Here is a 22,700-nt window from a genome sequence, read left to right as displayed (position 1 = left end):
AATCGGAATCATTCTTAATTAAAATAGGTGAGATGCTATGAATAATATATTAGAAATAGAAGGATTGTCATTTCGATATGAAGATCGAAATGTGTTAGAAGATATTAATTTGCAAGTTCCGAAGGGAGCTTTTTTAGGTTTAGTTGGGCCAAATGGTTCTGGGAAATCAACTTTGTTAAAATGTTTATTAGGCGTTTTAAAGCCAAAACAGGGAAGTATTCGTTTGTTTGGTGTTGATAGTAAGAAGTTTAAAGAATGGAACAAAGTTGGTTATGTGTCGCAAAAGGCAAATAGCTTTAATTCTGGTTTTCCAGCAACTGTTTTTGAAGTTGTATCAATGGGACTCGTTTCGAAAAAAGGGCTGTTTCGCTTTTTCACGAAAAACGATAAGGAAAAGGTAGAAAAAGCGATTGCTGATGTAGGGATGAGTGAGTTTCAAGGGCGCAATATCGGAGAACTTTCTGGTGGACAACAACAGCGTGTATTTATTGCTCGTGCGCTCGTTAGTGATCCTGAATTACTTATTTTGGATGAGCCCACTGTTGGAATCGATGTGAAGAATGTAGAAAGTTTTTATGAGATATTAGAGGATTTAAACAAAAGGTTAGGAATTACATTAATTCTCGTTACGCATGATATGGGAGCTGTTACTGAGAAGGTAACACATGTTGCATGCTTAAACCAACACTTACATTTTCATGGAAATGTTGAAAAGTTCCGAGAGTTAGAGGATGCGGAAATGTCCGTCTTATATGGACATCATGTTCATCGTTTAGAGCACGAGCATGAGCATCACGGGAGGATATGATGATACAAGATTTTTTACAATATGACTTTTTACGTAACTCTTTATATGCAGGAATTTTAATAGGACTTGTTGCGCCGCTTATCGGTGTATTTGTTGTCATTCGCCGTATGTCGCTTATTGCGGATGCATTAAGTCACGTGACATTATCGGGTATTGCTGCAAGTTTGCTACTAGAAAAAACAATTTTTACAGGGGGATTTTTAAATCCTTTATATATGGGAATGGTTTTTTCTATTGGTGGGGCGTTATTAATTGAAAAATTACGTACTGTATATAAACATTATCAAGAATTAGCAATTCCGATTATTCTTTCAGCAGGAATGGGGATTGGGGTTATTTTTATATCACTTGCAAATGGATTTAACACGGATTTATTTAGTTATTTATTTGGGAGTGTAAGTGCTGTAACAAGTACAGATTTAATCATTATTGGCATTGTAGCAATTGTTGTTATTGTAACGATTACTTTATTATACAAAGAGTTATTTTTACTATCGTTTGATGAGGAATACGCTGTATCAACTGGTTTGAGTGCAAAGTGGATTCACTTTATTTTCATTATATTGGTTGCTCTTGTCATTGCAGTATCAATGCGTGTAGTAGGGGTTCTTCTCGTATCATCATTAATGACATTACCAGTTGCAGCAAGTATTCGTATTGCGAATGGATTTAAACAAACAATTTTCTTTTCCATTTTATTTGGTGAAATTGCAGTAATTGGTGGAATGTTTGCTTCATATCAACTTGATCTAGCACCAGGTGGTACAATTGTTATGATAGCAGTTCTTATTTTAATTGGTGCGATTTTATGGAAAAAGAAAAAAACTGCATAAAGTAGGGATAGATATGAATCTAACAGAAGCTTTACGCCTAATGAAAGATAAAGGATACAAACATACTGGGAAAAGGGAAGAAATGCTCAGGTTATTTGCAGCTCACAATCGCTATTTAACGGCGAAAGACGTTTTAGAGCATATGAAGGATGATTATCCAGGTCTTAGCTTTGATACGATTTATCGTAACTTAACGGTGTTTGCTGAAATCGGTGTTTTAGAACAAACAGAATTAAATGGTGAAAAACATTTTCGTTTTACATGTTCTATTATGGAACATCATCATCATTTTATTTGTTTAGATTGCGGGGGAACGAAAGAGATTACTTCCTGCCCGATGGATTTTATGAATAAAGATTTTAACGGTTATGAAGTAACCGGTCATAAGTTTGAAATATACGGCCGTTGTCCAAAATGTGCAAAATAAAAGCTCGTCAGTTATATAACTGACGAGCTTTTTTACGTAGAAAAGAAGGTTGCTCACAAATATTGTGGGCAACCTTCTTTTTATTGTTCTTGTGTTTCTTTTTCTTTTTCTTTTTCTCGTTCAGCAGCCATTTCAGCAGCGATTACGTCGATTTCTTTTTTCAGTTCTTCTACCATGATTTCTTCTGGTACTTTACGAACAACTTGCCCTTTACGGAATAATAATCCCTCTCCACGTGCACCAGCAATACCGATATCAGCTTCACGAGCTTCACCAGGACCGTTTACAGCGCAGCCAAGTACTGCAACTTTAATTGGTACTTTCAGTGTAGAGATGTATTCTTCCACCTCGTTAGCAATGCTAATTAAATCAATTTCAATACGACCGCAAGTTGGGCAAGAAATAAGTGTTGCTGCATTAGATGCAAGGCCGAATGACTTTAATAATTCACGCGCAACTTTTACTTCTTCAACTGGGTCAGCACTTAATGAAATACGTAGTGTATTTCCGATGCCTTTATTTAAGATTGCTCCAAGACCAGCGGCACTTTTTACAGTTCCAGCAAATAATGTTCCAGATTCTGTAATGCCTAAATGTAATGGATAATCAAAAGCTCGTGCAGCTTTTTCGTATGCTTCAATTGCTAAATTAACATCAGAGGCTTTCATAGATACGATAATATCGTGGAAATCTAAGTCCTCTAAAATTTTAATGTGATGTAGGGCGCTCTCGACCATACCATCTGCAGTTGGATATCCGTACTTTTCTAAAATGTGACGCTCTAATGAACCTGCGTTTACACCGATACGGATTGGAATACCGCGTTCTTTTGCTGCATTTACAACAGCTTCTACTTTATGGCGACGACCAATGTTACCTGGATTGATACGTACTTTATCAATGCCACCTTCAATTGCTTTTAAAGCAAGGCGATAATCAAAATGAATATCAGCAACAAGTGGAATGTTGATTTGTTTTTTAATATCAGCAATAGCGTTTGCCGCGCGTTCGTCTGGAACAGCAACACGCACGACTTGACAGCCAGCTTCTTCTAAACGTTTAATTTCAGCAACTGTTGCTTCAACATCATGTGTTTTTGTTGTTGTCATACTTTGTATAATTAATTCATTATTACCGCCAATTGTTAAATTACCGACTTTAACTGGACGTGTTTTTGTACGATGAGTCATTTCATTCACGAATAGATCGCTCTCCTTATAAAAGAAGTTTCTTATTTAGTCCCTCATATCAATGATAGTATACGTGATACAGGGCTATAGAAACCGAAGTACTCGGTTTCACTTTTACTATTGTATCAGCGCCTTTATGTAATTGACAAGGATTAAGTGATTGCTTATTGATATAAGGGGAATTTATAAGACTTTCCAATTTGTATTTTTGTAGCAGATGTACTTTTGTTTAGTTGTTTAAAGTCATCAATTACTTTTTCAATGGAAGGGATTTTTTTCTTGTTAATTTGTTCGGTAATAGAAAGAACTGTCTCACCTGTCTTGACTTCAATTGTTTTATAAGTGACATCTGTTTCTTTTTCTGCTTTGTTCTCTTTCTTTTGTTTTGTATTTGTACTTTCTTGTTTTATCGTTTCGGCCGCATTTGTTTTTTTATATGAACTTAACATCGGTAAAGTGCCGATTTTTATATCGTAATAAAATATATAACCAAGAACAAGCACGAATAAGAATATACCTAATCTCTTCATATTCTTCACTCCTTTGCTAGGAATATATGCTTGTCCAAAAAAAAAATGCCTATTTAGGCATTTTTTTGTTCTTATTTCTCTTTCGGTTTTGGAACTTCTTTAATCGTTAAGTATAGAACAATTAAAACAACTGCGATATAAATGAATGTTGAACCGGGTACAACGATCTTGAATAAATCCATAATCATAAAGAAGATTGTTGGAATTGTGTAGCTGTAAGCAGTTAACGTCCATACTTGCTTATAAGACAATTTACGTTGACCACTCATAGCAGAACCTATAAACGCAAGTAAAGTAATTCCTAAGAAAGTAATAAATAATTGGAATAGGTATACTAACACACCAATAACGGCTAGTAAAATTGGGTAAATACTATCGAATACAGAAATGAAATCTTGCAAATCTTTCTTCTCAAGAGATGTTCCTAATAAATCATTATAAGAGTATGTTTGTGTTTGACCATTTCCTATAGAAACTACTTTATCTTTTAAAATAAATAAACCAGTTTTGTTTTGATATTTTTCTATATCTGTTGTATTGGGATCAAATACGAAAAGAGCATCTCCCTCTTCTTTTTGAATAGGTTGTTCAATATCAGCTTTTAGTTCACCATTTTCGATTTTAAAATCAGGTAAATCTTTTTCAATTGCTTGATTTACCATAGTAACACTATCTTGGATAAAGCTACCGTAAAAGAATGTTCTTGGGATAGTAGTGATTAGACAAAGTAGCATAATATACAAAATGGTTTTTCCGATTTTTTGAAAACGGAATAGCGCCATATCTTTAGGCGAATATACGCTTTTGGCTAATTGGGTAAATATGGACATAGATTCACTTCCTTTATGTATGTATAAAATCATTGTAACGTAGGAATCTAGAGAATCTCAAGATATATTATATTTACATATAGTGGAGATAACTAAATTTCTTTTTATTAATTTTCTTCTTTTAAATGAGAAAAATACAATTGACACTTTTCTTTTCCATATGGTAAATTTATCTTACATTTCTTAAAGGATATATCCGATAGGAATTCCTTTATTTGATATATTGTTACATACATAATTGTGGACCCTTAGCTCAGCTGGTTAGAGCAGACGGCTCATAACCGTCCGGTCGTAGGTTCGAGTCCTACAGGGTCCATACCCATTTCGCATGTTTATTACGTCAGCAGGAAGCTTCCTTGTAGAAGGGAGCTTTTTTTATGAAATATATGAGCATTTTAATTGAAAAGAAGTGGGAATTTTGCTACTTTAATGATAGCAAGACAATGTGATTTATTTGTTTGCACCCTATGGCAATTAGGGTAGAATGAAGTTGTATGTCACTTAAGTGGCAATACATAAACTGGGAGGAATATAACAATGGCAAAACACGAATTACCAAATTTACCTTATGCGTATGATGCTTTAGAGCCTCACTTTGACAAAGAAACAATGAACATCCATCATACAAAACACCATAACACGTACATCACAAACTTAAACGCTGCTTTAGAAGGTCATGCAGAATTAGCTGACAAAAGCGTAGAAGAATTAGTTGCAAACTTAAACGAAGTACCAGAAGCAATCCGTACAGCAGTACGTAACAATGGTGGCGGACATGCTAACCATACATTCTTCTGGACAATCTTATCTCCAAACGGCGGCGGACAACCAGTAGGTGAACTTGCAGCTGCAATTGAAGCGAAATTCGGTAGCTTTGATGCATTCAAAGAAGAATTCGCAAAAGCTGGCGCAACTCGTTTCGGTTCTGGTTGGGCTTGGTTAGTAGTAAATAATGGTGAATTAGAAGTAACAAGCACGCCAAACCAAGATTCTCCTCTAACTGAAGGTAAAACTCCAGTTGTTGGTTTAGATGTTTGGGAACATGCTTACTACCTAAATTACCAAAACCGTCGTCCAGACTACATCGGTGCATTCTGGAACGTTGTAGATTGGAACGCTGCTGAAAAACGTTACCAAGAAGCAAAATAATTGTAATAACGATAGAAAAAAGCTAGGAGCATGCTCCTAGCTTTTTTTCTATGCTTTCCTTTTACATAATTGGGCTTGTCTTTGGAAGACTAGAACATGAAGTAAAGGAGAGTTGTGTATGAAGTGGAAACATATAATTGGTGACGTTGAAGTGAATCGGGATTTAGTGTTATTGCTCCTTATTGGAGGTTTATACACGCTCGCAATTTCTTTATCGAATACGTTTGTTAACATTTATTTATGGAAACAAACACAAAATTATGTGAATCTTGGCTTGTATAATTTGGCCAGCGTTGTATTACAGCCTCTCACATTTCTTATAGGTGGGAAATTAGCGAAACGTATTGATCGCTCAATCTTGTTACGAATAGGCGTAGGCACGTTGGCTGTTTTTTTTATCGTTGTTTTAGTAGCGGGAAAAAGCGCTTCTCACTATATTTTATTAATGGGGGCTCTTTTAGGAGTCGGATATGGTTTTTACTGGCTCGCGTTTAACTTATTAACATTTGAGATTACAGAACCAGAAACAAGAGATTTCTTTAATGGATTTCTTGGACTTCTTACATCCTTCTCTGGCATGATTGGACCGATAGCAGCTGGATACACAATTTCACGTATGGAAAAATGGAGTGGCTATACGGTCATATTCTTTCTTTCGTTAGTTTTATTTGCAATTGCTGTCATTTTAAGCTTTTTTGTATCTAAGAGAGAATGTGAAGGACGGTATGAAATTGTAGAAGTATTGAAAGAGCGGCAGATTGATAAAAATTGGGGAAGAATTACACGAGCTCATTTTTTTCAAGGGCTGAGAGAGGGGACGTTTATTTTTGTTATTTCAGTGTACGTGTATTTAGCGACTGATAGCGAACTCGCCTTAGGGAAATATAGCTTAGTAAATTCTGCTGTATCATTTGTATGTTACTATTTAGTCACTCGTATGTTAAAGAAAGAGTGGCGGAAAAAAGCAATTTTGCTTGGAGGCATTATTTTATATGCTGTCGTATTTTTAGTTATATTCAACGTTACATACGCAAAATTACTTATTTATGCAGCGTGTATCGCGATTGCATACCCTATTTTGCTCGTTCCGTACGGGTCCATGACATACGATGTAATTGGTAGAGCGAAAAATGCGAGAGAGTGGCGTGTAGAATATGTAGTTGTTCGGGAATTATGGTTAAATGCAGGAAGAATCTGTTCGATTTTAAGTTTTTTATGTGCTGTACTATTCTTTCCGCCTGAAAAAAGTTTACCTTACTTATTATGTATTTTAGGTGCAGGACATTTTCTTATTTATTTTGCTGTTAAAAATGTCAAATATAATGAGGGAAATGCGAGTAAAACAAGTGTTGTAACGCAAGGGACCACGCAGAATCAAACAGAACCAGAAGGTTAACTTCTCGGTTGTTTTATGCTAGAATAGAAAAAGATGTAAGACAGCAGTGAGGACACCTGTATGAAGGTGTCCCTTTCACATTACATAGCTGTTGGTAGAGGGGGTTTGTATGAGCAAGAAGCAGAAACAACAAAAGAAAAAGACTCACGTTCCTTTTCGGTTAAACGTGCTGTTTTTCTGCGTGTTTTTAATGTTCTCCGCGGTTATTGTAAGGCTTGGATATGTACAAATTGTTCGCGGTGAGGAATATAAGAATGAAGTGGAGAGGAAAGAGAACTCGACGATAAGTAATCCTGTACCACGTGGGAAAATATTTGACCGTTATGGGCGAGCTGTAGTAGATAATGCAGCTGTACGTACGATTACATTTACAAAAATGAAAGGATCAACTGCAGAGGCTCGCTTAGAAACAGCGGAAAAGCTAGCAGATTTGATTGAAGTACCGACAGATAAATTAACAGATCGCGATAAAAAAGACTATTGGCTTGCTATGCACAAAGAGGAAGCTAAAGAAAAAATTACAAATAAAGATCGTCAAGAGTTAAAAGATAAAAAAATTGACGATAAAGAATTAGATGAGCGTCAACGAAATCGCGTGACAGAAGAAGAAGTGAATCAATTATCCGCAAAAGATTTAGAAGTACTAGCGATTAAAAGCAAAATGGACGGCGGATATGCGATGACGCCACAAGTCATTAAAAAGGATGCTACAGAACAAGAATATGCGATTATTAGTGAAAATCTAGCAACATTACCGGGTGTAGATACGAATGTTGATTGGGATCGAAAGTATATTTATGACGATTTATTCCGAAGTGTACTTGGCGGGGTGTCAACGTCTGATGAAGGTTTACCTAGAGAAAGACTAGATTACTATCTTGTTCGTGATTATAATCGAAATGACCGCGTAGGGAAAAGTTATCTTGAGCAGCAATATGAAGATAGTTTGCACGGTAATAAAGCGGAAGTGAGAAATGTTACAGATAAAAACGGTAATATTTTAGAAACGATTAATGTATCAAAAGGGCAAAGTGGTAATAATCTAAATTTAACAATTGATATGGAATTACAAAAGCGTGTAGAAGAAATTATCACTAAAAATTTATTGAGATATAAAGGTGGACAACCCTATTTAGATCGTGCATTCGTTGTAATGATGAATCCAAAAAATGGTGAAGTTTTATCTATGGCAGGGAAACAGTTAGTGGAAGAAAATGGCGAAACGAAAGTACAAGATTTCGCATTAGGAACGATGACAAGCTCTTATCCGATGGGATCAACTGTAAAAGGTGCGACAGTACTTACAGGATATCAAACAAATGCAATTCAACCAGGTTCAGTTCAACTTGATGAACCAATCAGATTGAAGGGAACGCCACAAAAATCTTCGTGGAAGACGATGGGATATATTAATGATTTAACAGCATTAAAAATGTCTTCTAACGTATATATGTTTAAAACAGCGATGAATATCGCAGGCGTTCCATATGTGAGAGGTGGTACGTTAGATATACCACAAAAAGCATTTGATACGATGCGTTATTATTTCGGACAGTTTGGACTTGGTGTGAAAACAGGAATTGATTTACCAAATGAATCTGCGGGCCAAACAGGTAGAGGAAATCAGCCAGGTTTCCTATTAGATTTATCAATTGGACAGTATGATACGTATACACCACTTCAATTAGCACAATATGTTTCAACAATTGCAAATGGTGGTTACCGTATGCAGCCGCAAGTTGTAAAGGAAATTAGCCAACCGGCAGTGAAACCAGACGAAGTTGGAAAAGTTGTTCATTCAATGGAACCGAAAGTGCTAAATCGTATTGATATGCCTGAATCACAAATTAAACGTGTTCAGGAAGGGTTTAGACAAGTATTTAACGATTCTGGCGGCACAGCTGCGAAATACTTTACAGGTGCACCATATAAAGCTGCTGGTAAAACAGGTACAGCTCAAACAGTGTATGGCGGAGATAAAGAGATTGGTAAAAAGGCAAACGGTGAGCGTAAAGAAACATATAATTTAACATTAGTAGGTTATGCGCCACTTGAAGACCCTGAAGTAGCATTTTCTGTTGTTGTACCTTGGGTAGATGATAAATCAGGTATTAACGGATATATTAGCCGTGACATTATGGACGCGTACTTTGATTTGAAAAAAGTAGAAAATGGCGAAGCTACTAAAGATGAAATAGATAAGAAAAATAAAGAACAAGATGATGAATAAAAAGTTGTAAAAAAAGCACACTATCTGAAAAGATAGTGTGCTTTTTTTTATGGTTCATGCATACGTTTTAATAAAGCGGACAAGCATATCATATCGAAAAATTAAGAGGCCTCACAAATGATACTTATGCATCCCTCTGGAGGAAAACGGTTTTATGAACTAATCATCAGTGAAGATGAAAAATGGCTACGGAGTAAAGTTTTACCTAATGTTGATTCTTGTGGAACTTTACAAAACTTTTACAAACAATTAAAACCGAATTAATAGTTTAGCAGTATTCTTATATCTGTAATCCTGTTATTTCCGGTTACTTCTAGGAGGAAGAACACGTGAAATGGATAAATGCATCGATTAAAGTTTTCATGCTGTCGACATGCTTCCTTTATGTTGGCACGTCTACTGCATTTGCTGTGAATGAAATGGGAGAAGTGAGAGTTGATGGATCCTCAACAGTTTTTCCTATTATAGAAGCAGTAGCGGAGGAGTATACAAAGGTGCATCTAAACGTGAAAATTTCTATCAGTGTTTCTGGAACAGGAGGAGGATTTAATCGTTTCAGTAAAGGCGAAGTAGATATAAATAATGCTTCGAGAGCAATGAAACAAGTGGAAGAAAATGAAATGAAGAAAAACTCCATTCAGTTTACACCGTTTGAAGTTGCTTACGATGGTCTTACAATCGTTGTGAATCGTCAAAATACTTGGGTAGACAATATAACGGTAGACGAGTTACGTCTATTATGGAGTGAAGATGAAAGTGAAAAGCGATGGTCACAAATTCATTCATCATGGCCACGTGAACAGGTGAAGTTTTATGCGCCAGGTGTAGACTCTGGTACGTATGATTATTTTCAAAATGTCATCTTACAAAATAGTCGCATTGTAAAAAAAGTCTCTTTGTCTGAAGATGATCAAGTTATTATGCAAGGGGTAATGAATGATAAAAATGCCATTGCTTTTGTAGGATATGCTTATTATATGGCCAATCGAGATAAGGTGAGAGCAATAAAAGTGAATGGTGTACTTCCGACGAAAGATACCATTCAATCAGGTAAGTATAAGCCGTTATCTAGGCCGCTATTTGCTTATGTGAATGATGCATCTATCCGAAATAAAATGAATGTAGCAAATTATATTGAGTTTATGATTCAACATGTGGGTGATCTCGCTGAAGAGGTTGGATATGTAAAACTACCAAAAGAAAAATACAATGAACAGCTGCGGATGTTAACAGAAATAAAAAGGTAATGTCAGGGTGGAAAGGGGTTTTCATCTTTGGCTCATAATGACAAAAGTCAAATTACATTTTCTGTACAACATTTGATTGAAAGAAATACAAAACAAAGAAAAAAAACGCAGCGAATCAATCGAATCGTTCCATTATTACTAAAAATAATTGCTAGCGTGTCTATTGTAACGACACTTGGAATTATTTTCACATTGGCAAATGAAACATTGATGTTTTTTCAAGAAATACCATTACTCTCCTTTTTGACGGGAAAAGAATGGTTACCTTTTTTTGAAAATCCTAAATTCGGTATATTACCACTTATATGTGGAACGTTCCTTGTAACAGCAATTGCCATGTTCGTAGCAATTCCTATCGGTTTAGCGTGTGCCGTATTTTTAAGCGAATATGCTTCGAACGGTGCAAGGAAAGTATTAAAACCGATGTTAGAACTACTAGCAGGTATCCCGACAATTGTATATGGTTTTTTTGCTTTAACAGTTGTCACACCACTTTTACAACGGATTATACCAGATTTACAGTTTTTTAATGCGGTTAGTCCAGGTATTGTTATTGGCTTTATGATGATACCCACAATTGCGTCTCTGTCTGAAGACGCGATGAGAGCTGTAGCGAAAGGGACGAAAGAAGCTTCGTTAGCACTTGGAGCAACTCGGTTTGAGATGGTAAAACAAGTCGTGTTTCCTTCGGCTTTTACAGGGATTATGGCGGCAATCATATTAGCTGCTTCCAGAGCAATTGGTGAAACGATGATTGTTGTAATTGCAGCGGGATCTACACCGAACGTATCGCTCGATCCGACACAATCTATTCAAACGCTAACAGCTTATATTGTGCAAGTGAGTTTAGGTGATGCTCCGCATGGAACAATTACTTATTACAGCATGTACGCTGTAGGCGCAACGTTATTCTTATTTACTTTTATCATGAACATCATTTCGCAGTTTATTATGCGCCGCTTTAGGAGGATGACATAATATGCGAATGTTGAATCATAAAAAGATACAAGAAAATATGGCATCACGTTTTTTTAAAGATCGAGTTTACAAAATGTTATTTTATATAGCTATTTTATTTTCAATAGTAATACTGCTTATTTTGCTTTTTCAAATTTTTGAAAAAGGCATAAGTTATCTTTCGTTAGATTTCTTTACAAACTTCGCTTCGCGTAATCCGAAAGAGGCTGGGATTGCTGCAGCTTTGTCAGGAACAATATTATTTATGAGTATTGTTATACCAGTCTCCTTTATATTTGGAGTCGGAACTGCTCTTTATTTAGAGCAATATGCAAAGGAATCTATATTTAAAAAGGTAATAGAAATTAATAATCAAACGTTAGCAGGAGTACCTTCCGTTGTATTTGGATTACTCGGCTTAACTATTTTTGTATATGCTCTTCATTTAGGTGAGAGTATTATTGCGGCGGCATTGACGATGAGTTTACTCGTTTTACCGACAGTTGTTGTAGCGAGTCAAGAAGCGATACGATCTGTACCAAGTTCAGTATTAGAAGCTTCTTACGGATTAGGTGCTACGAAGTGGCAAACGATGTATCAAATTGTATTGCCCTATGCTTTCCCAGGGATTATAACGGGTTGTACGTTAGCGATATCAAGGGCGATTGGAGAAGCGGCACCGTTATTAGTTATCGGGGCACTTGCATTTGCAAATTATGTTCCATTTAGTATGTTTGATAGATTTACAGTTTTACCAATTCAAATTTTTAATTGGATGAGTAGACCGCAAGAAGAATTTCAGTATGTAGCAGCTGCTGGGATGATTGTTTTGTTAGGTTTATTGCTCTTTATCAATATATTTGTCTTATGGTTACGAAATCGAAAATAAGTTGGAAATGGATGAAAGGGGAATTCAAATGGTAGCAACAGTAGTAAATGTACAGGTGAAAAACGAGGAGAAAATCGAGACTGCGCCAAAGAAAGTAGTATTTGATACGAAAAACTTAAATTTATGGTACGGAGAAGACCATGCTTTAAAAGATATTAACTTAAGCATTCATGAGAATGAAGTTACAGCAATTATCGGGCCAAGTGGTTGTGGTAAATCAACGTACTTAAAAACATTAAATCGTATGGTAGAGTTAGTACCAATTGTGCGAACTACAGGTGTAATTGAATATAGAGAGCGCAATATATTTGATAAATCATATCCAGTTGAAGAATTAAGAACTCATGTTGGAATGGTGTTCCAAAAGCCAAATCCATTTCCGAAATCTATTTATGAAAATGTAGCATATGGCCCAAAAATTCATGGTATTCGTGATAAGAAAACATTGGATGAAATTGTTGAAAAAAGTTTACGTGGAGCAGCGATTTGGGATGAGTTAAAAGATCGTTTGCATGATAATGCATACGGTTTATCTGGTGGGCAGCAACAGCGTTTATGTATCGCACGTTGTTTAGCGATTGAACCAGACGTTATTTTAATGGATGAGCCAACATCGGCACTAGATCCAATTTCAACATTAAAAGTAGAAGAATTAATTCAAGAGTTAAAGAAAGACTTTAGTATCGTTATCGTAACGCATAACATGCAACAAGCAGCACGTATTTCAGACAAAACGGCTTTCTTCTTAAGTGGAGAAGTTGTGGAATATACAGATACAAATAAATTATTTACGACACCTTCAGATAAGCGTACAGAAGATTATATTACAGGCCGATTCGGTTGATGTCGCTAGCAAGGATAAGAGTAAATACCCTCTTAAAAGAGGGTATTTCTTATTTTTACCTCATTTAATTAGAGAAGTAATACTTCTCCTATCTTAACACTTATTACAAGTAGGATAGGTAGCAGATCTATATATAATGGCACATAATATTGAGGGGGAAGAAACAATGGTAAGAGAACAATTCCAATGTGATTTAAAAATGTTACAGCAAAAGGTGATTGAGCTTGGAGAGCTTGCGAGGGAAGCTTTATTGCTTGCTATGGAAGGTCTTCATAAAAGGGATGTAGAGAAAGCGTTAGAGGTAATAGATGGCGATTATCGTATGGATAATTTAGAAGAGGAAATAAATGATCTTGCGCTTATGCTTATTACGAAGCAGCAACCTGTAGCGAGTGATTTAAGAAGGATTTTCATTTCAATTAAAACAGCGACAGATTTAGAGCGTATTGCAGATCATGCAGTTAACATTGCGAAATCAACAATCCGCCTTGGGGGAAAAGAAGTGGCTGTTAGTTTGCACAATCTTGATGAAATGTTTGCAATTGCAAATAAGATGTTACAGTTAGCGTTAGAAGCGTATGAGCAAGAAAGTTTAACTTTTGCAAAACAAATTGCTGAAATGGATGATTCAGTTGATGAAATATATGGGAAAGCGATTCGTGAATTTATATCTTCAGTTCCAGAGCAACCAGAAGCAATTACACAAATTACACAATTATCGTTTGTAGCGAGATATATTGAGCGTGTAGCAGACCATATTACAAATATTGCAGAAAATGTTTTTTATTTAGTAAAAGGAAAGCATTACTTATTAAATGAATAAAGAAAAAAGGCAGGTGAAACATCACCTGCTTTTTTTAGTCAAAACATGACAAAAAAAGCTCGTTGTTTCCTTTAGTTTATGATGATAAGATGTATCATAATGTAATGGAAAAAATAGGACATATATATTATTCGTTTTAATAAGTAATATGTTATCGAGTTAACCGTAAGCGCTTTCTTTTGTGGGGTTTAAAAGGTAAATGGACATAGGGAGTTTTACCTCCTGTCAAAGCCCGATTGGCCAGAGGGAATCATCAGTGGGAGATGGAGCAAAATCCCTACTAATTAAAGTTTCATTTTATACTGCTAGTTAATGCGGGGTAGATAATATACATATCGTATAGGAAGTTACTGAACATTATATAAGTGGAGGCTGAAGTATATGAAGGGGGTTATTTTAGCTGGAGGAAAAGGACGACGCCTTAGACCATTAACATGTAATACTCCAAAGCCGATGTTGCCATTATTAGAAAAGCCAGTTTTGGAATACAATATTGAATTATTACGTCAGCATGGTATTCGTGAGATTGCAATTACTGTTCAGTATATGAGTACAGCCATTAAGCAATATTTTGGTGACGGTAGCAAATGGGGCGTTAACTTGTACTACTTTGAAGACTCTCCACCGCTTGGAACCGCAGGGAGTATTAAACAAGCGGAAAAATTTTTGGATGAAACGTTTGTTGTCATAAGCGGGGATGCATTAACTGATTTTCAATTATCAGAAGGAATTACGTTTCATGAACAAAAGAGAAGAATGGTAACTATGTTTGTAAAGGAAGTAGAAAACCCACTCTCATTCGGTTTAGTTGTAATGAACAAAGAACAAGAGGTTACACGATATATAGAAAAACCGAGCTGGAATGAAGTAGTCTCTAATCTTGTGAATACAGGTATATATATTATGGAGCCAGAAATTTTTTCTTACATACCGCCCCGAGAATTTTTTGATTTCAGTCAAGATGTGTTTCCATTATTGGCAAATAAGAACGCATTATTTGCATATTTATCAGAAGGTTATTGGTTAGATATCGGTACATTTGATCAATATCGACAAGCACAATTTGATTTGTTAACGAAAAAATTGCAAGTACCTATTCCTTATACGGAAGTATTACCGATGGTATGGATGGGAGAAGGTGTGACGATTGGAAAAGGAACGAAAATTCACGGCCCTTCTTTTATTGGAGAAGGAGCAAAGATTGGTGCTGGAGCTGTAATTGAGCCGTACTCTATTATCGGGAAAAATAGTATTGTTTCAAGTTATTCTCATCTTCAAAAAAGTATTGTTTTTGCAAATGCGCACATTGGGCAGTATTGCGAGCTATTAGAAACGACAATAGGAGAGCATACAATGGTGGAAGATGATGTTACACTGTTTCAAAAAAGCATTGTAGCGGATCATTGTCATATAGGGAAAAGTACGGTAATTAAGCAAAAGGGAAAACTATGGCCATATAAGGCGATTGACAGCTATTCGGTAGTAGGATCGGCTGGTGTTCAAGAAAGTGAAAAGAGCGCAGGGTGGTTGCAAAAAAGCCGTATTGTAGGAAGAGGTAATGTTGAGATCACTCCTCAATTTATTGTAAAGGTTGCGATGGCGTATGGATCTCTTTTTGCCAAAGGAGAAAGTATATTAATCGGGAGTCAAGAACATATAGAAACGACTTCTTATAAAAATCTCTTTCTGCATGCGATTCATGGTATCGGGGTTCATACGATGGAATGCAAAGAAATGAACGAGTCACTTTTTCAGTATAGTATTCAGGATTTGCAATGTGCAGGTGGGGTTTTCATACAAGTGGAAAATGAAAAAGAGGTTGTTATAAAGTTATATGGTAAGGATGGGGTACAATTAACGTATAAGCAGCAAAAAGCGATAGAACAAGTATATATGTCTGAGTCGTTTTATTACGTATGTGAGAAGGAAATGGGACGGAATAAGCTAGTCCACGTTTCTTTACATGATTATATAGATGCTGTACTAGAACGCATTGATATTGAGAAAATACAAAAACAGAAATTTCATCTTCTTATTAATAAAAGAAATGATATGTTACAAAATTTACTTATGCTCTTTTTGCAAAGGCTTGGATGCACAGTTACGTGGATTTATGCGGGTGAACAAAAGGATCATGTGAAAGCCTTGATGAAATCAAGTAAAGCAAATATGGCACTTATGTTTTCGGAGCAAGGAAATTATTTCGAGTTATATGATAATCATAGTAATATTTACCAAGGGACAGATTTTGAAGAGGTAGATATTCCAGATTTATTACTTGAATCGACAGGAAATATTTATCCAATGTCTTTGAAATTAGGAGAATGTTACCTTCTATTTTATACACAGGATGGAAAGAAGTCGTTTCAAGCGAGATGGAAGAGAGATATTTTATATCGAATAGGAAAATTATTTGAGCTAATAGCCATGCAGGGAAAAACATTTCTCAGCATAGTAGAGCAATCGCCTCCGCTTTATTTACTTTGCGATGAAGTTGTATGTTCATGGAATGAAAAAGGGAAAGTGATGAGGAAATTATTGGCTGATATGGAAAGAAAGGAAGACGGTATATTTGAAGGAGTACAGTTCAAATATACCGAAAAAGAGTGGTCTTATATCGTTTCTGACACAAAACAACCGAAATTTTTAGTGTATTCACATGCTAGAAACCCAGTAATAGCAAGGGAAAACATGAAAAATCTTATAGAAAAAATTAGACAATATCAAAAGGTGTAGAATTTTTATTTTAAAAGTGGTATTATAGTATAGTCTGATTTAAGTTATTAGTACTGGAGGGAAATAAGAATGCGTGTGAATATTACTCTAGCATGTACAGAATGCGGAGATCGTAACTATATCTCAAAGAAAAACAAACGTAACAACGCTGAGCGTATCGAGCTTAAAAAGTATTGCAAGCGTGACAAGAAGTCTACGTTACACCGTGAAACAAAGTAAGCAGTAGGAATATTTTCCTACTGTTTCTTTTTTTATTCGATTCCTCCGTTAAAAATGATACACTATCATCGTAGAGAAAAGTATCACTGTGAGGGGGAAAATGTGTGAGAGAAGAGAAACTACGTTTACGTAAAAAAATAATAGAGCACATGAATTCTTTATCAGAAGAACGGTATACAACTTTATCAGAGCAAATTGCATTTTCGTTGTATGCGCAAAAAGAGTGGGCTGAAGCTAAAATAATCGGAATCACTCTCTCAATGGAAAATGAAGTGAATACATATCCTATTATCGAAAAAGCTTGGGAAGAGGGAAAGAAAGTTGTTGTTCCGAAATGTAATAAAGGAACACGAACAATGTCCTTTAGGCAAATAATTAATTTTGATCAATTAGAAACAGTGTATATGAATTTACGTGAACCAATTCCAGCGCTTACGGAGGAAGTAAATGCAGATGAAATTGATCTTCAAATCGTGCCTGGCGTAGCTTATACAGCGCGAGGAGAACGGATTGGATATGGTGGTGGCTATTATGATCGTTACCTCGTGCATTATAAAGGGAAAACGCTATCATTAGCTTATAGTTTTCAAATGGTAGAACATATTCCAGTAGAGCCGTTTGATAAAAATGTAGAAAAAATTATTACAGAAAAAGGAACAATGGTTAAAAATGGGCTTGTATAGACAAATAAAAATTGACGAGACTTTTTCTTCTTGATTATAATAAAATATGTGAACGTTTTCTTATTATAATTTTTTATAGTAAGTGAGCATAGAGGGTGATAAAATGGTATCTATTTATGATATTCAGCAATTGCTAAAGAAATTTGGTACGATTATTTATACCGGTGATCGAATTGCAGATTTACAATTAATGCAAGATGAATTGCGTGAATTAAATCAATCACAGCTAATCGATCCACAAGACTATCAAACAGCTTTATTTTTATTGAAGCAAGAAATTCAAAAAGAGCTAAATAAGAATTAGATAAAGGTAGGTAAGCAACATGGAAGAGAAATGGTTAGTTGGTGTTGACCTTGGTGGTACAACGATTAAATTAGCATTTATTAATGTGTACGGTGAAATTTTACATAAGTGGGAAATCCCTACGAATACAAATGAGCAAGGAAAACATATTACACTTGATGTAGCGAAAGCTATTGATAAAAAGTTAGAAGAGTTAGGCGAATTAAAAAGTAAGTTAATCGGTATTGGTATGGGAGCTCCTGGTCCTGTACACGTGGCGTCTGGAATGATTTATGAAGCGGTTAACTTAGGATGGAAAAACTATCCGTTAAAAGATTTATTAGAAGTAGAAACAGGATTACCTGTTGTTATTGATAATGATGCAAACTTAGCAGCGCTTGGTGAAATGTGGAAAGGTGCTGGTGAAGGAGCGAAAGATTTAATTTGTATGACTCTTGGTACTGGCGTTGGCGGCGGTGTAATTGCCAATGGTGAGATTGTACACGGCGTAAGCGGTGCTGCTGGTGAAATCGGACACATTACAGTCGTTACAGAGAATGCTTTCCCATGTAATTGCGGGAAGTCTGGTTGCCTAGAAACTGTAGCATCTGCTACAGGTATTGTGCGTGTGGCTATGCAAAAAATACAAGAGACTGATAAAGAAAGTGTTCTACGTTCTATGTTAGCAGAAGAAGGGCGTATTACATCAAAAGACGTATTTGAAGCACATGGACAAGGTGATGAACTAGCAGGCGAAGTAGTAGAAAAAGTAGCTTCTTATTTAGGTTTAGCTGTAGCGAACCTTTCTAGCACGTTGAACCCAGAGAAAATCGTTATTGGCGGAGGCGTTTCTAAAGCTGGAGATGCACTATTAGAACCAATTCAACGTTATTTCGAGCAATATGCTTTCTCACGTGCTGTAAAGAGCACGAAGTTAGCGATTGCAACACTTGGTAACGATGCAGGTGTTATCGGAGGAGCTTGGCTTGTAAAAAAGCACAAATACGAAGCGAAGATGATATAAGTTGTGAACTATGAAAAGAGGAAGGGGAACCCCTTCCTCTTTTTGTGTGAGATCTTGATGAAGAATAACATGTAAATGAATTAAGCTGCTGGTGGGTACCCGTTATATAGAACAGTCATAATTGTAAACCATCCGAAAACGAGTACAGTTGCAATTGCAAAGCCGCCTGCGAAAAAGTTCTTTTCACGAAGTGTTCTAAGCGTAGCAAATACAGCTAACAGAGTGACTAATGCAAAAATAATAACAAGGCCCATACAATATCCTCCTCTGTCTACCCATTCCTAAATATGAGTTTTTAGAATATTAACTCTTTTATATTGTACATGTTTTAAAAATGATTGTCGAGATAGCATCCTTTCTTTTCCTAAGAGAAAAAAATGTTGTATCATTGAAAGTAAGTTTAATAATTGGAGGAGATTTTCATATGAAATGGATACAAATGCCGTTAGGCCCATTACAAACGAATGCTTATATTTTAACGAATGATCAAAATGAGTGTATTATCTTTGATCCTGGTCACGAAGGAGAGAAGCTCGTTACATATTTACAAGAAGAACAATTAAAGCCACTAGCTGTTTTATTAACACATGCTCACTTTGATCATATTGGCGCTGTTGATGCGGTAAGAGATGCTTTTCATATTCCTGTGTATGTACATAAAGAAGAAGCAGATTGGTTAGGCGATGCAACTGTAAATGGTTCTCAAATTTTTATGATGAATCGCAGCATTACAGCAAAACCAGCAGATCATATTATTGATGCAGAAGGTGCATTAGCAATTGGCTCATTTAATTTTGAAATTTTTGAAACGCCAGGACATTCTCCAGGTAGTATTTCTTATTACTGTAAAGAGGCGAATGCTGTATTTTCTGGAGATGTATTGTTCCAAATGAGCATCGGAAGAACAGATTTACCTGGTGGAAGTTTTGCTGAATTGATTGGAAGTATTGAAGAAAAATTATTTGTATTACCAGATGAAACAGCGGTGCTATGTGGACATGGCCCAGAAACAAGCATTGGTTTTGAAAAAGAAAATAATCCATTTTTACAGTAAGGAGCTAGTATGGAAATGGAGCTCATTTTAAAAGAATGGATGGGGAAAGAGAAGGATTATTCAATTTCATACAGCACATATATGAACCTCGCATTATACGCAGAGGAACATGGATATTATATGAAAGAACGTGAAAAAATCGGAAGAAAAGGGGATTTTTTTACAAGTAGCAACGTATCCTCCGTTTTTGCAAAAACTTTCGCTAAGTTTTTTATTCGTCTTGTTGAAAATGGTGAAGTTGCTCCGAATATTTGTGAGATTGGTGGGGGAACAGGAAGGTTTGCCTATGATGTTTTACAAGAGTGGAAGCAATTATCTCCAGAAACCTTTATGGATTTAAACTATTCAATGATTGAAATGAGCCCTTTTCATAGAAAATTACAGCAGAAAAATCTTTGTTCGTTTTCTAATGTGTCGTATTATACGTCGCATAGTGAAATGGGAGAATCGTTCGAAGGGATTCTTTTTTCGAATGAGTTATTTGATGCGTTTCCTGTTGAAGTAATTGAGAAGAGAAATGGAATATTGTATGAAGTACGTGTTACGTACACAGAGAAAGGGAACCTTGCAGAAGTATGTAGACCGTTACAAAAAAGCATTGGTCGATACTTATTGAAATATAATATTCATCTTGTTGAAGGTCAGCGTTTTGAAGTGCCACTTGCAATGGAAGAATATATAAAAGAAATAGCGAAATGGTTTCAACGAGGTGTATGTATTACAGTTGATTATGGATATACAAAAGAAGAATGGATGCATCCTGCACATCAAGAAGGAAGTTTACGAGGGTATTACGAGCATAAGTTAATCCGAAATCCTTTAGTGCATCCAGGTGAAATGGATCTTACTACTCATATTCATTGGGACGAACTGAAAGAGATGTTTAGCCTGCAAGGTATGCATACAGTATGGCATAAGAAGCAATCTGAATTTTTGTTAGCAGCAGGAATATTAGATCAGCTTGCGGGTCACCAAGATAGAAATCCTTTTTCTGAAATTCAAAAACAAAATCGTGCAATTCGTTCTATGATTTTGAGCGGAGGATTAGGGAGTGCATTTGATGTTGTTATACATACGAAACATATGCAACAGTTACACTTGAATCGGTATTTGAAAATATAAAAAACAAGACACAGCATATTTCTGTGTCTTGTTTTTTAATACGACTTATGTAGCATCATATATTTCCTCTCATGATATATATTTATATTAAAGATATGAGATGAAAAATATAGAATACGTCCTTTTTCTCTGTTTATGAGTCCCTAACCCAATAATACGCGAACGAGTTGAATAATTGTCTCGTTTTCTACTTTGTAATAAATTTCCAATCCTTTTCTTTCACTTGAAACGATTTTAGCACTTTTTAACTTTGCTAAATGCTGTGAAATTGTAGATTGTGGCATGTTTAAGCCAGTGTACATTGTAGAAACGTTGCTTGGACCACGTTCAATTAATCCTTTTACAATACATAAGCGAACAGGATGAGCAAGTACTTTCAATAATTCTGCATTGCTTTCATATAGTTCAATTTCTTTTTGAAAGGTTTCTAACATGTTCTTTTCCACCTCCGTGTGAGCTGTTATACCATACTATACATACCAAAAAATTAAAGAAAAGAAAACAGTTGTTGCAGAAAAAAAGTCCTAAAGTAAAGGAATTGTAAGAAAAGAGACCCTGATGTAAATAAAGTAGATGATTTAGCACGGTTTTGTAAAATGACAATTTTGGGTGAAAATTTAGATGCGTTTTAAAAATTGAAAGATATAGATATATTTGTAACACAATCTTACCATGATTTTCTTATTCTTTCAAATGAATATACAAAATTTTTAAAATAATATGACAAAGGAATTGTAATGATATATATAGAATATAAAACAGGTTAAAAGAAGATGAATGTAATCAGCGTCTTTACGGTGAAAATGAAATGTTTGAGTTTAGCTGATAAATTTTAGAATGATTAAGCTGTTGGTTACGTATGCTAGAGTTCATCGTGTATCAGCTTTAAAAATCTGTGGTTCCATATATTCTCATAAAAATCAATTGTCTTTTTTGCGGACATAAAGGAATTATGTAACGTAGAGGTAGCTTTTTGTACCATGAAGTTTTCGTATCCTAGTCCATGGGAAAATTTAATTGTAGCATCCATACAGTACTCTGTTTGGGCACCACAAAATTCAATACGATGTACAGATAATTGTTCTAAAATCTCTTTTAAGTTTGTTTTATAAAATGAATTGGCATGTGTTTTTCTTATAAAAAAATCTCGTTCCTGAACATCTAGGTCGGTATGAATAGCCCAAAGATCTTTTTCAGGTACTAAATCATCATCACAATGTTGAACGAAAAGAATTGGTTTATTTGATTTTCTGTATAAAGAAATTCTTTTATTTACTTTTGTAAGTAGATTTTGTAAATCGAATAAATGCTCCCCGCTATAACATACTCCATTTTGTAAATCGATAACGATTAAAACATCTGCACAAGTATCCATTATTTTTGCCCCTTTTTAACTTTTTAATATATCAATTAATTCATTACTTGG

At 35.4% G+C, this 22,700-nt stretch carries 24 protein-coding genes and 1 tRNA gene; 19 read left to right on the top strand and 6 right to left on the bottom strand.

What is annotated here, in order from left to right; translation table 11 throughout:
* Positions 1-37: 37 nt before the first annotated feature.
* Genes KI369_RS15175 through KI369_RS15165 form a run of 3 tightly spaced genes read left to right on the top strand, consistent with a single transcriptional unit; the run spans position 38 to position 2,068 of the window.
* A complete protein-coding gene (locus KI369_RS15175; RefSeq protein ID WP_001059649.1) occupies positions 38-808 on the top strand; it encodes a metal ABC transporter ATP-binding protein in 771 nt (256 codons plus the stop codon).
* Positions 808-1,641: a metal ABC transporter permease gene (locus KI369_RS15170; protein ID WP_097819263.1), complete on the top strand. Its 834-nt coding sequence runs from the start codon at positions 808-810 to the stop codon at positions 1,639-1,641. The genes KI369_RS15175 and KI369_RS15170 overlap by 1 nt, the downstream gene beginning before the upstream one ends.
* A 13-nt stretch (positions 1,642-1,654) precedes the next feature.
* Positions 1,655-2,068 (top strand): Fur family transcriptional regulator, encoded by a 414-nt coding sequence (locus KI369_RS15165; RefSeq protein WP_001054512.1) that lies wholly within the window; start codon positions 1,655-1,657, stop codon positions 2,066-2,068.
* 80 nt (positions 2,069-2,148) lie between these two features.
* Here the strand turns inward: KI369_RS15165 and ispG are convergent, their stop codons facing one another.
* The 3 genes from ispG to KI369_RS15150 all read right to left on the bottom strand — a co-directional run bounded on the left by ispG (position 2,149) and on the right by KI369_RS15150 (position 4,618).
* On the bottom strand, positions 2,149-3,258 hold the full coding sequence (gene ispG / locus KI369_RS15160; protein WP_122950842.1) for a flavodoxin-dependent (E)-4-hydroxy-3-methylbut-2-enyl-diphosphate synthase: 1,110 nt from the start codon (positions 3,256-3,258) through the stop codon (positions 2,149-2,151).
* A gap of 164 nt (positions 3,259-3,422) precedes the next feature.
* Positions 3,423-3,788 carry a protein YqfZ gene (yqfZ, locus tag KI369_RS15155; protein ID WP_212956513.1) on the bottom strand — a complete coding sequence of 122 codons (366 nt, stop codon included), beginning with the start codon at positions 3,786-3,788 and terminating at the stop codon, positions 3,423-3,425.
* Between the two features lie 71 nt (positions 3,789-3,859).
* Positions 3,860-4,618: a DUF1189 domain-containing protein gene (locus KI369_RS15150; protein WP_016086261.1), complete on the bottom strand. Its 759-nt coding sequence runs from the start codon at positions 4,616-4,618 to the stop codon at positions 3,860-3,862.
* A 242-nt stretch (positions 4,619-4,860) separates the two neighbouring features.
* Between KI369_RS15150 and KI369_RS15145 the strand changes: the two genes are divergently transcribed.
* The 14 genes from KI369_RS15145 to glcK all read left to right on the top strand — a co-directional run bounded on the left by KI369_RS15145 (position 4,861) and on the right by glcK (position 19,098).
* Positions 4,861-4,934 (top strand) — tRNA-Ile (locus tag KI369_RS15145).
* A gap of 221 nt (positions 4,935-5,155) precedes the next feature.
* Positions 5,156-5,767: a superoxide dismutase [Mn] gene (gene sodA, locus KI369_RS15140; protein ID WP_137012761.1), complete on the top strand. Its 612-nt coding sequence runs from the start codon at positions 5,156-5,158 to the stop codon at positions 5,765-5,767.
* A 118-nt stretch (positions 5,768-5,885) separates the two neighbouring features.
* Entirely contained in the window at positions 5,886-7,163 is a 1,278-nt protein-coding gene (locus tag KI369_RS15135; protein WP_212956512.1) for an MFS transporter, read from the top strand.
* Positions 7,164-7,272: 109 nt separating this feature from the next.
* Complete coding sequence (locus KI369_RS15130; RefSeq protein WP_212956511.1) at positions 7,273-9,393, top strand: peptidoglycan D,D-transpeptidase FtsI family protein; 2,121 nt, start codon at positions 7,273-7,275, stop codon at positions 9,391-9,393.
* A gap of 329 nt (positions 9,394-9,722) precedes the next feature.
* Positions 9,723-10,640, top strand: coding sequence for a PstS family phosphate ABC transporter substrate-binding protein (phoX, locus tag KI369_RS15125; protein WP_212956510.1), 918 nt, complete (start codon positions 9,723-9,725; stop codon positions 10,638-10,640).
* A 27-nt stretch (positions 10,641-10,667) separates the two neighbouring features.
* A complete protein-coding gene (gene pstC / locus KI369_RS15120) occupies positions 10,668-11,618 on the top strand; it encodes a phosphate ABC transporter permease subunit PstC (RefSeq protein ID WP_212956509.1) in 951 nt (316 codons plus the stop codon).
* Between the two features lies 1 nt (position 11,619).
* Positions 11,620-12,486, top strand: coding sequence for a phosphate ABC transporter permease PstA (gene pstA / locus KI369_RS15115; RefSeq protein ID WP_212956508.1), 867 nt, complete (start codon positions 11,620-11,622; stop codon positions 12,484-12,486).
* A 28-nt stretch (positions 12,487-12,514) separates the two neighbouring features.
* The gene (gene pstB, locus KI369_RS15110; RefSeq protein ID WP_000226681.1) at positions 12,515-13,330 is read left to right on the top strand and encodes a phosphate ABC transporter ATP-binding protein; all 816 of its coding nucleotides are present in this window, start codon (positions 12,515-12,517) and stop codon (positions 13,328-13,330) included.
* A 166-nt stretch (positions 13,331-13,496) separates the two neighbouring features.
* A complete protein-coding gene (gene phoU, locus KI369_RS15105; protein WP_212956507.1) occupies positions 13,497-14,153 on the top strand; it encodes a phosphate signaling complex protein PhoU in 657 nt (218 codons plus the stop codon).
* Positions 14,154-14,534: 381 nt separating this feature from the next.
* Positions 14,535-16,889, top strand: coding sequence for a sugar phosphate nucleotidyltransferase (locus KI369_RS15100; protein ID WP_212956506.1), 2,355 nt, complete (start codon positions 14,535-14,537; stop codon positions 16,887-16,889).
* Between the two features lie 69 nt (positions 16,890-16,958).
* Positions 16,959-17,108 (top strand): 50S ribosomal protein L33, encoded by a 150-nt coding sequence (gene rpmG, locus KI369_RS15095; protein ID WP_001265616.1) that lies wholly within the window; start codon positions 16,959-16,961, stop codon positions 17,106-17,108.
* A 104-nt stretch (positions 17,109-17,212) separates the two neighbouring features.
* Complete coding sequence (locus tag KI369_RS15090; RefSeq protein WP_212956505.1) at positions 17,213-17,791, top strand: 5-formyltetrahydrofolate cyclo-ligase; 579 nt, start codon at positions 17,213-17,215, stop codon at positions 17,789-17,791.
* 103 nt (positions 17,792-17,894) lie between these two features.
* Complete coding sequence (locus tag KI369_RS15085) at positions 17,895-18,095, top strand: YqgQ family protein (RefSeq protein ID WP_000253699.1); 201 nt, start codon at positions 17,895-17,897, stop codon at positions 18,093-18,095.
* 19 nt (positions 18,096-18,114) lie between these two features.
* The gene (gene glcK / locus KI369_RS15080) at positions 18,115-19,098 is read left to right on the top strand and encodes a glucokinase (protein ID WP_048531179.1); all 984 of its coding nucleotides are present in this window, start codon (positions 18,115-18,117) and stop codon (positions 19,096-19,098) included.
* 80 nt (positions 19,099-19,178) lie between these two features.
* Here the strand turns inward: glcK and KI369_RS15075 are convergent, their stop codons facing one another.
* The gene (locus KI369_RS15075) at positions 19,179-19,352 is read right to left on the bottom strand and encodes a DUF2759 domain-containing protein (RefSeq protein WP_000524846.1); all 174 of its coding nucleotides are present in this window, start codon (positions 19,350-19,352) and stop codon (positions 19,179-19,181) included.
* Positions 19,353-19,522: 170 nt separating this feature from the next.
* On the opposite strand from KI369_RS15075, the gene KI369_RS15070 reads away from it, so the two are divergent.
* Both KI369_RS15070 and KI369_RS15065 read left to right on the top strand, forming a co-directional pair.
* Positions 19,523-20,152: an MBL fold metallo-hydrolase gene (locus tag KI369_RS15070; protein ID WP_000871244.1), complete on the top strand. Its 630-nt coding sequence runs from the start codon at positions 19,523-19,525 to the stop codon at positions 20,150-20,152.
* 9 nt (positions 20,153-20,161) lie between these two features.
* Positions 20,162-21,274 (top strand): class I SAM-dependent methyltransferase, encoded by a 1,113-nt coding sequence (locus KI369_RS15065; protein WP_212956504.1) that lies wholly within the window; start codon positions 20,162-20,164, stop codon positions 21,272-21,274.
* A gap of 143 nt (positions 21,275-21,417) precedes the next feature.
* Here the strand turns inward: KI369_RS15065 and KI369_RS15060 are convergent, their stop codons facing one another.
* Together KI369_RS15060 and KI369_RS15055 are read right to left on the bottom strand one after the other, a co-directional pair.
* Positions 21,418-21,708 (bottom strand): ArsR/SmtB family transcription factor, encoded by a 291-nt coding sequence (locus KI369_RS15060; RefSeq protein WP_000894375.1) that lies wholly within the window; start codon positions 21,706-21,708, stop codon positions 21,418-21,420.
* Positions 21,709-22,136: 428 nt separating this feature from the next.
* Positions 22,137-22,649 carry a cysteine hydrolase family protein gene (locus KI369_RS15055; protein WP_212956503.1) on the bottom strand — a complete coding sequence of 171 codons (513 nt, stop codon included), beginning with the start codon at positions 22,647-22,649 and terminating at the stop codon, positions 22,137-22,139.
* Positions 22,650-22,700 lie beyond the last annotated feature (51 nt).

This window comes from Bacillus sanguinis (assembly GCF_018332475.1).
GTDB classification, from domain to species: Bacteria; Bacillota; Bacilli; order Bacillales; family Bacillaceae_G; genus Bacillus_A; species Bacillus_A sanguinis.
Note: the sequence above shows the minus strand (reverse complement) of the source record. Positions and strands in the feature narration are given on the sequence as shown.

Bases quoted from the DNA above. Each gene is read 5' to 3' on its own strand.
- KI369_RS15175 (WP_001059649.1), top strand. From the start codon at position 38: ATGAATAATATATTAGAAATAGAAGGATTGTCATTTCGATATGAAGAT.
- KI369_RS15170 (WP_097819263.1), top strand. From the start codon at position 808: ATGATACAAGATTTTTTACAATATGACTTTTTACGTAACTCTTTATAT.
- KI369_RS15165 (WP_001054512.1), top strand. From the start codon at position 1,655: ATGAATCTAACAGAAGCTTTACGCCTAATGAAAGATAAAGGATACAAA.
- ispG (WP_122950842.1), bottom strand. From the start codon at position 3,258: ATGACTCATCGTACAAAAACACGTCCAGTTAAAGTCGGTAATTTAACA.
- yqfZ (WP_212956513.1), bottom strand. From the start codon at position 3,788: ATGAAGAGATTAGGTATATTCTTATTCGTGCTTGTTCTTGGTTATATA.
- KI369_RS15150 (WP_016086261.1), bottom strand. From the start codon at position 4,618: ATGTCCATATTTACCCAATTAGCCAAAAGCGTATATTCGCCTAAAGAT.
- sodA (WP_137012761.1), top strand. From the start codon at position 5,156: ATGGCAAAACACGAATTACCAAATTTACCTTATGCGTATGATGCTTTA.
- KI369_RS15135 (WP_212956512.1), top strand. From the start codon at position 5,886: ATGAAGTGGAAACATATAATTGGTGACGTTGAAGTGAATCGGGATTTA.
- KI369_RS15130 (WP_212956511.1), top strand. From the start codon at position 7,273: ATGAGCAAGAAGCAGAAACAACAAAAGAAAAAGACTCACGTTCCTTTT.
- pstA (WP_212956508.1), top strand. From the start codon at position 11,620: ATGCGAATGTTGAATCATAAAAAGATACAAGAAAATATGGCATCACGT.
- pstB (WP_000226681.1), top strand. From the start codon at position 12,515: ATGGTAGCAACAGTAGTAAATGTACAGGTGAAAAACGAGGAGAAAATC.
- phoU (WP_212956507.1), top strand. From the start codon at position 13,497: ATGGTAAGAGAACAATTCCAATGTGATTTAAAAATGTTACAGCAAAAG.
- KI369_RS15100 (WP_212956506.1), top strand. From the start codon at position 14,535: ATGAAGGGGGTTATTTTAGCTGGAGGAAAAGGACGACGCCTTAGACCA.
- rpmG (WP_001265616.1), top strand. From the start codon at position 16,959: ATGCGTGTGAATATTACTCTAGCATGTACAGAATGCGGAGATCGTAAC.
- KI369_RS15085 (WP_000253699.1), top strand. From the start codon at position 17,895: ATGGTATCTATTTATGATATTCAGCAATTGCTAAAGAAATTTGGTACG.
- glcK (WP_048531179.1), top strand. From the start codon at position 18,115: ATGGAAGAGAAATGGTTAGTTGGTGTTGACCTTGGTGGTACAACGATT.
- KI369_RS15075 (WP_000524846.1), bottom strand. From the start codon at position 19,352: ATGGGCCTTGTTATTATTTTTGCATTAGTCACTCTGTTAGCTGTATTT.
- KI369_RS15070 (WP_000871244.1), top strand. From the start codon at position 19,523: ATGAAATGGATACAAATGCCGTTAGGCCCATTACAAACGAATGCTTAT.
- KI369_RS15065 (WP_212956504.1), top strand. From the start codon at position 20,162: ATGGAAATGGAGCTCATTTTAAAAGAATGGATGGGGAAAGAGAAGGAT.
- KI369_RS15060 (WP_000894375.1), bottom strand. From the start codon at position 21,708: ATGTTAGAAACCTTTCAAAAAGAAATTGAACTATATGAAAGCAATGCA.
- KI369_RS15055 (WP_212956503.1), bottom strand. From the start codon at position 22,649: ATGGATACTTGTGCAGATGTTTTAATCGTTATCGATTTACAAAATGGA.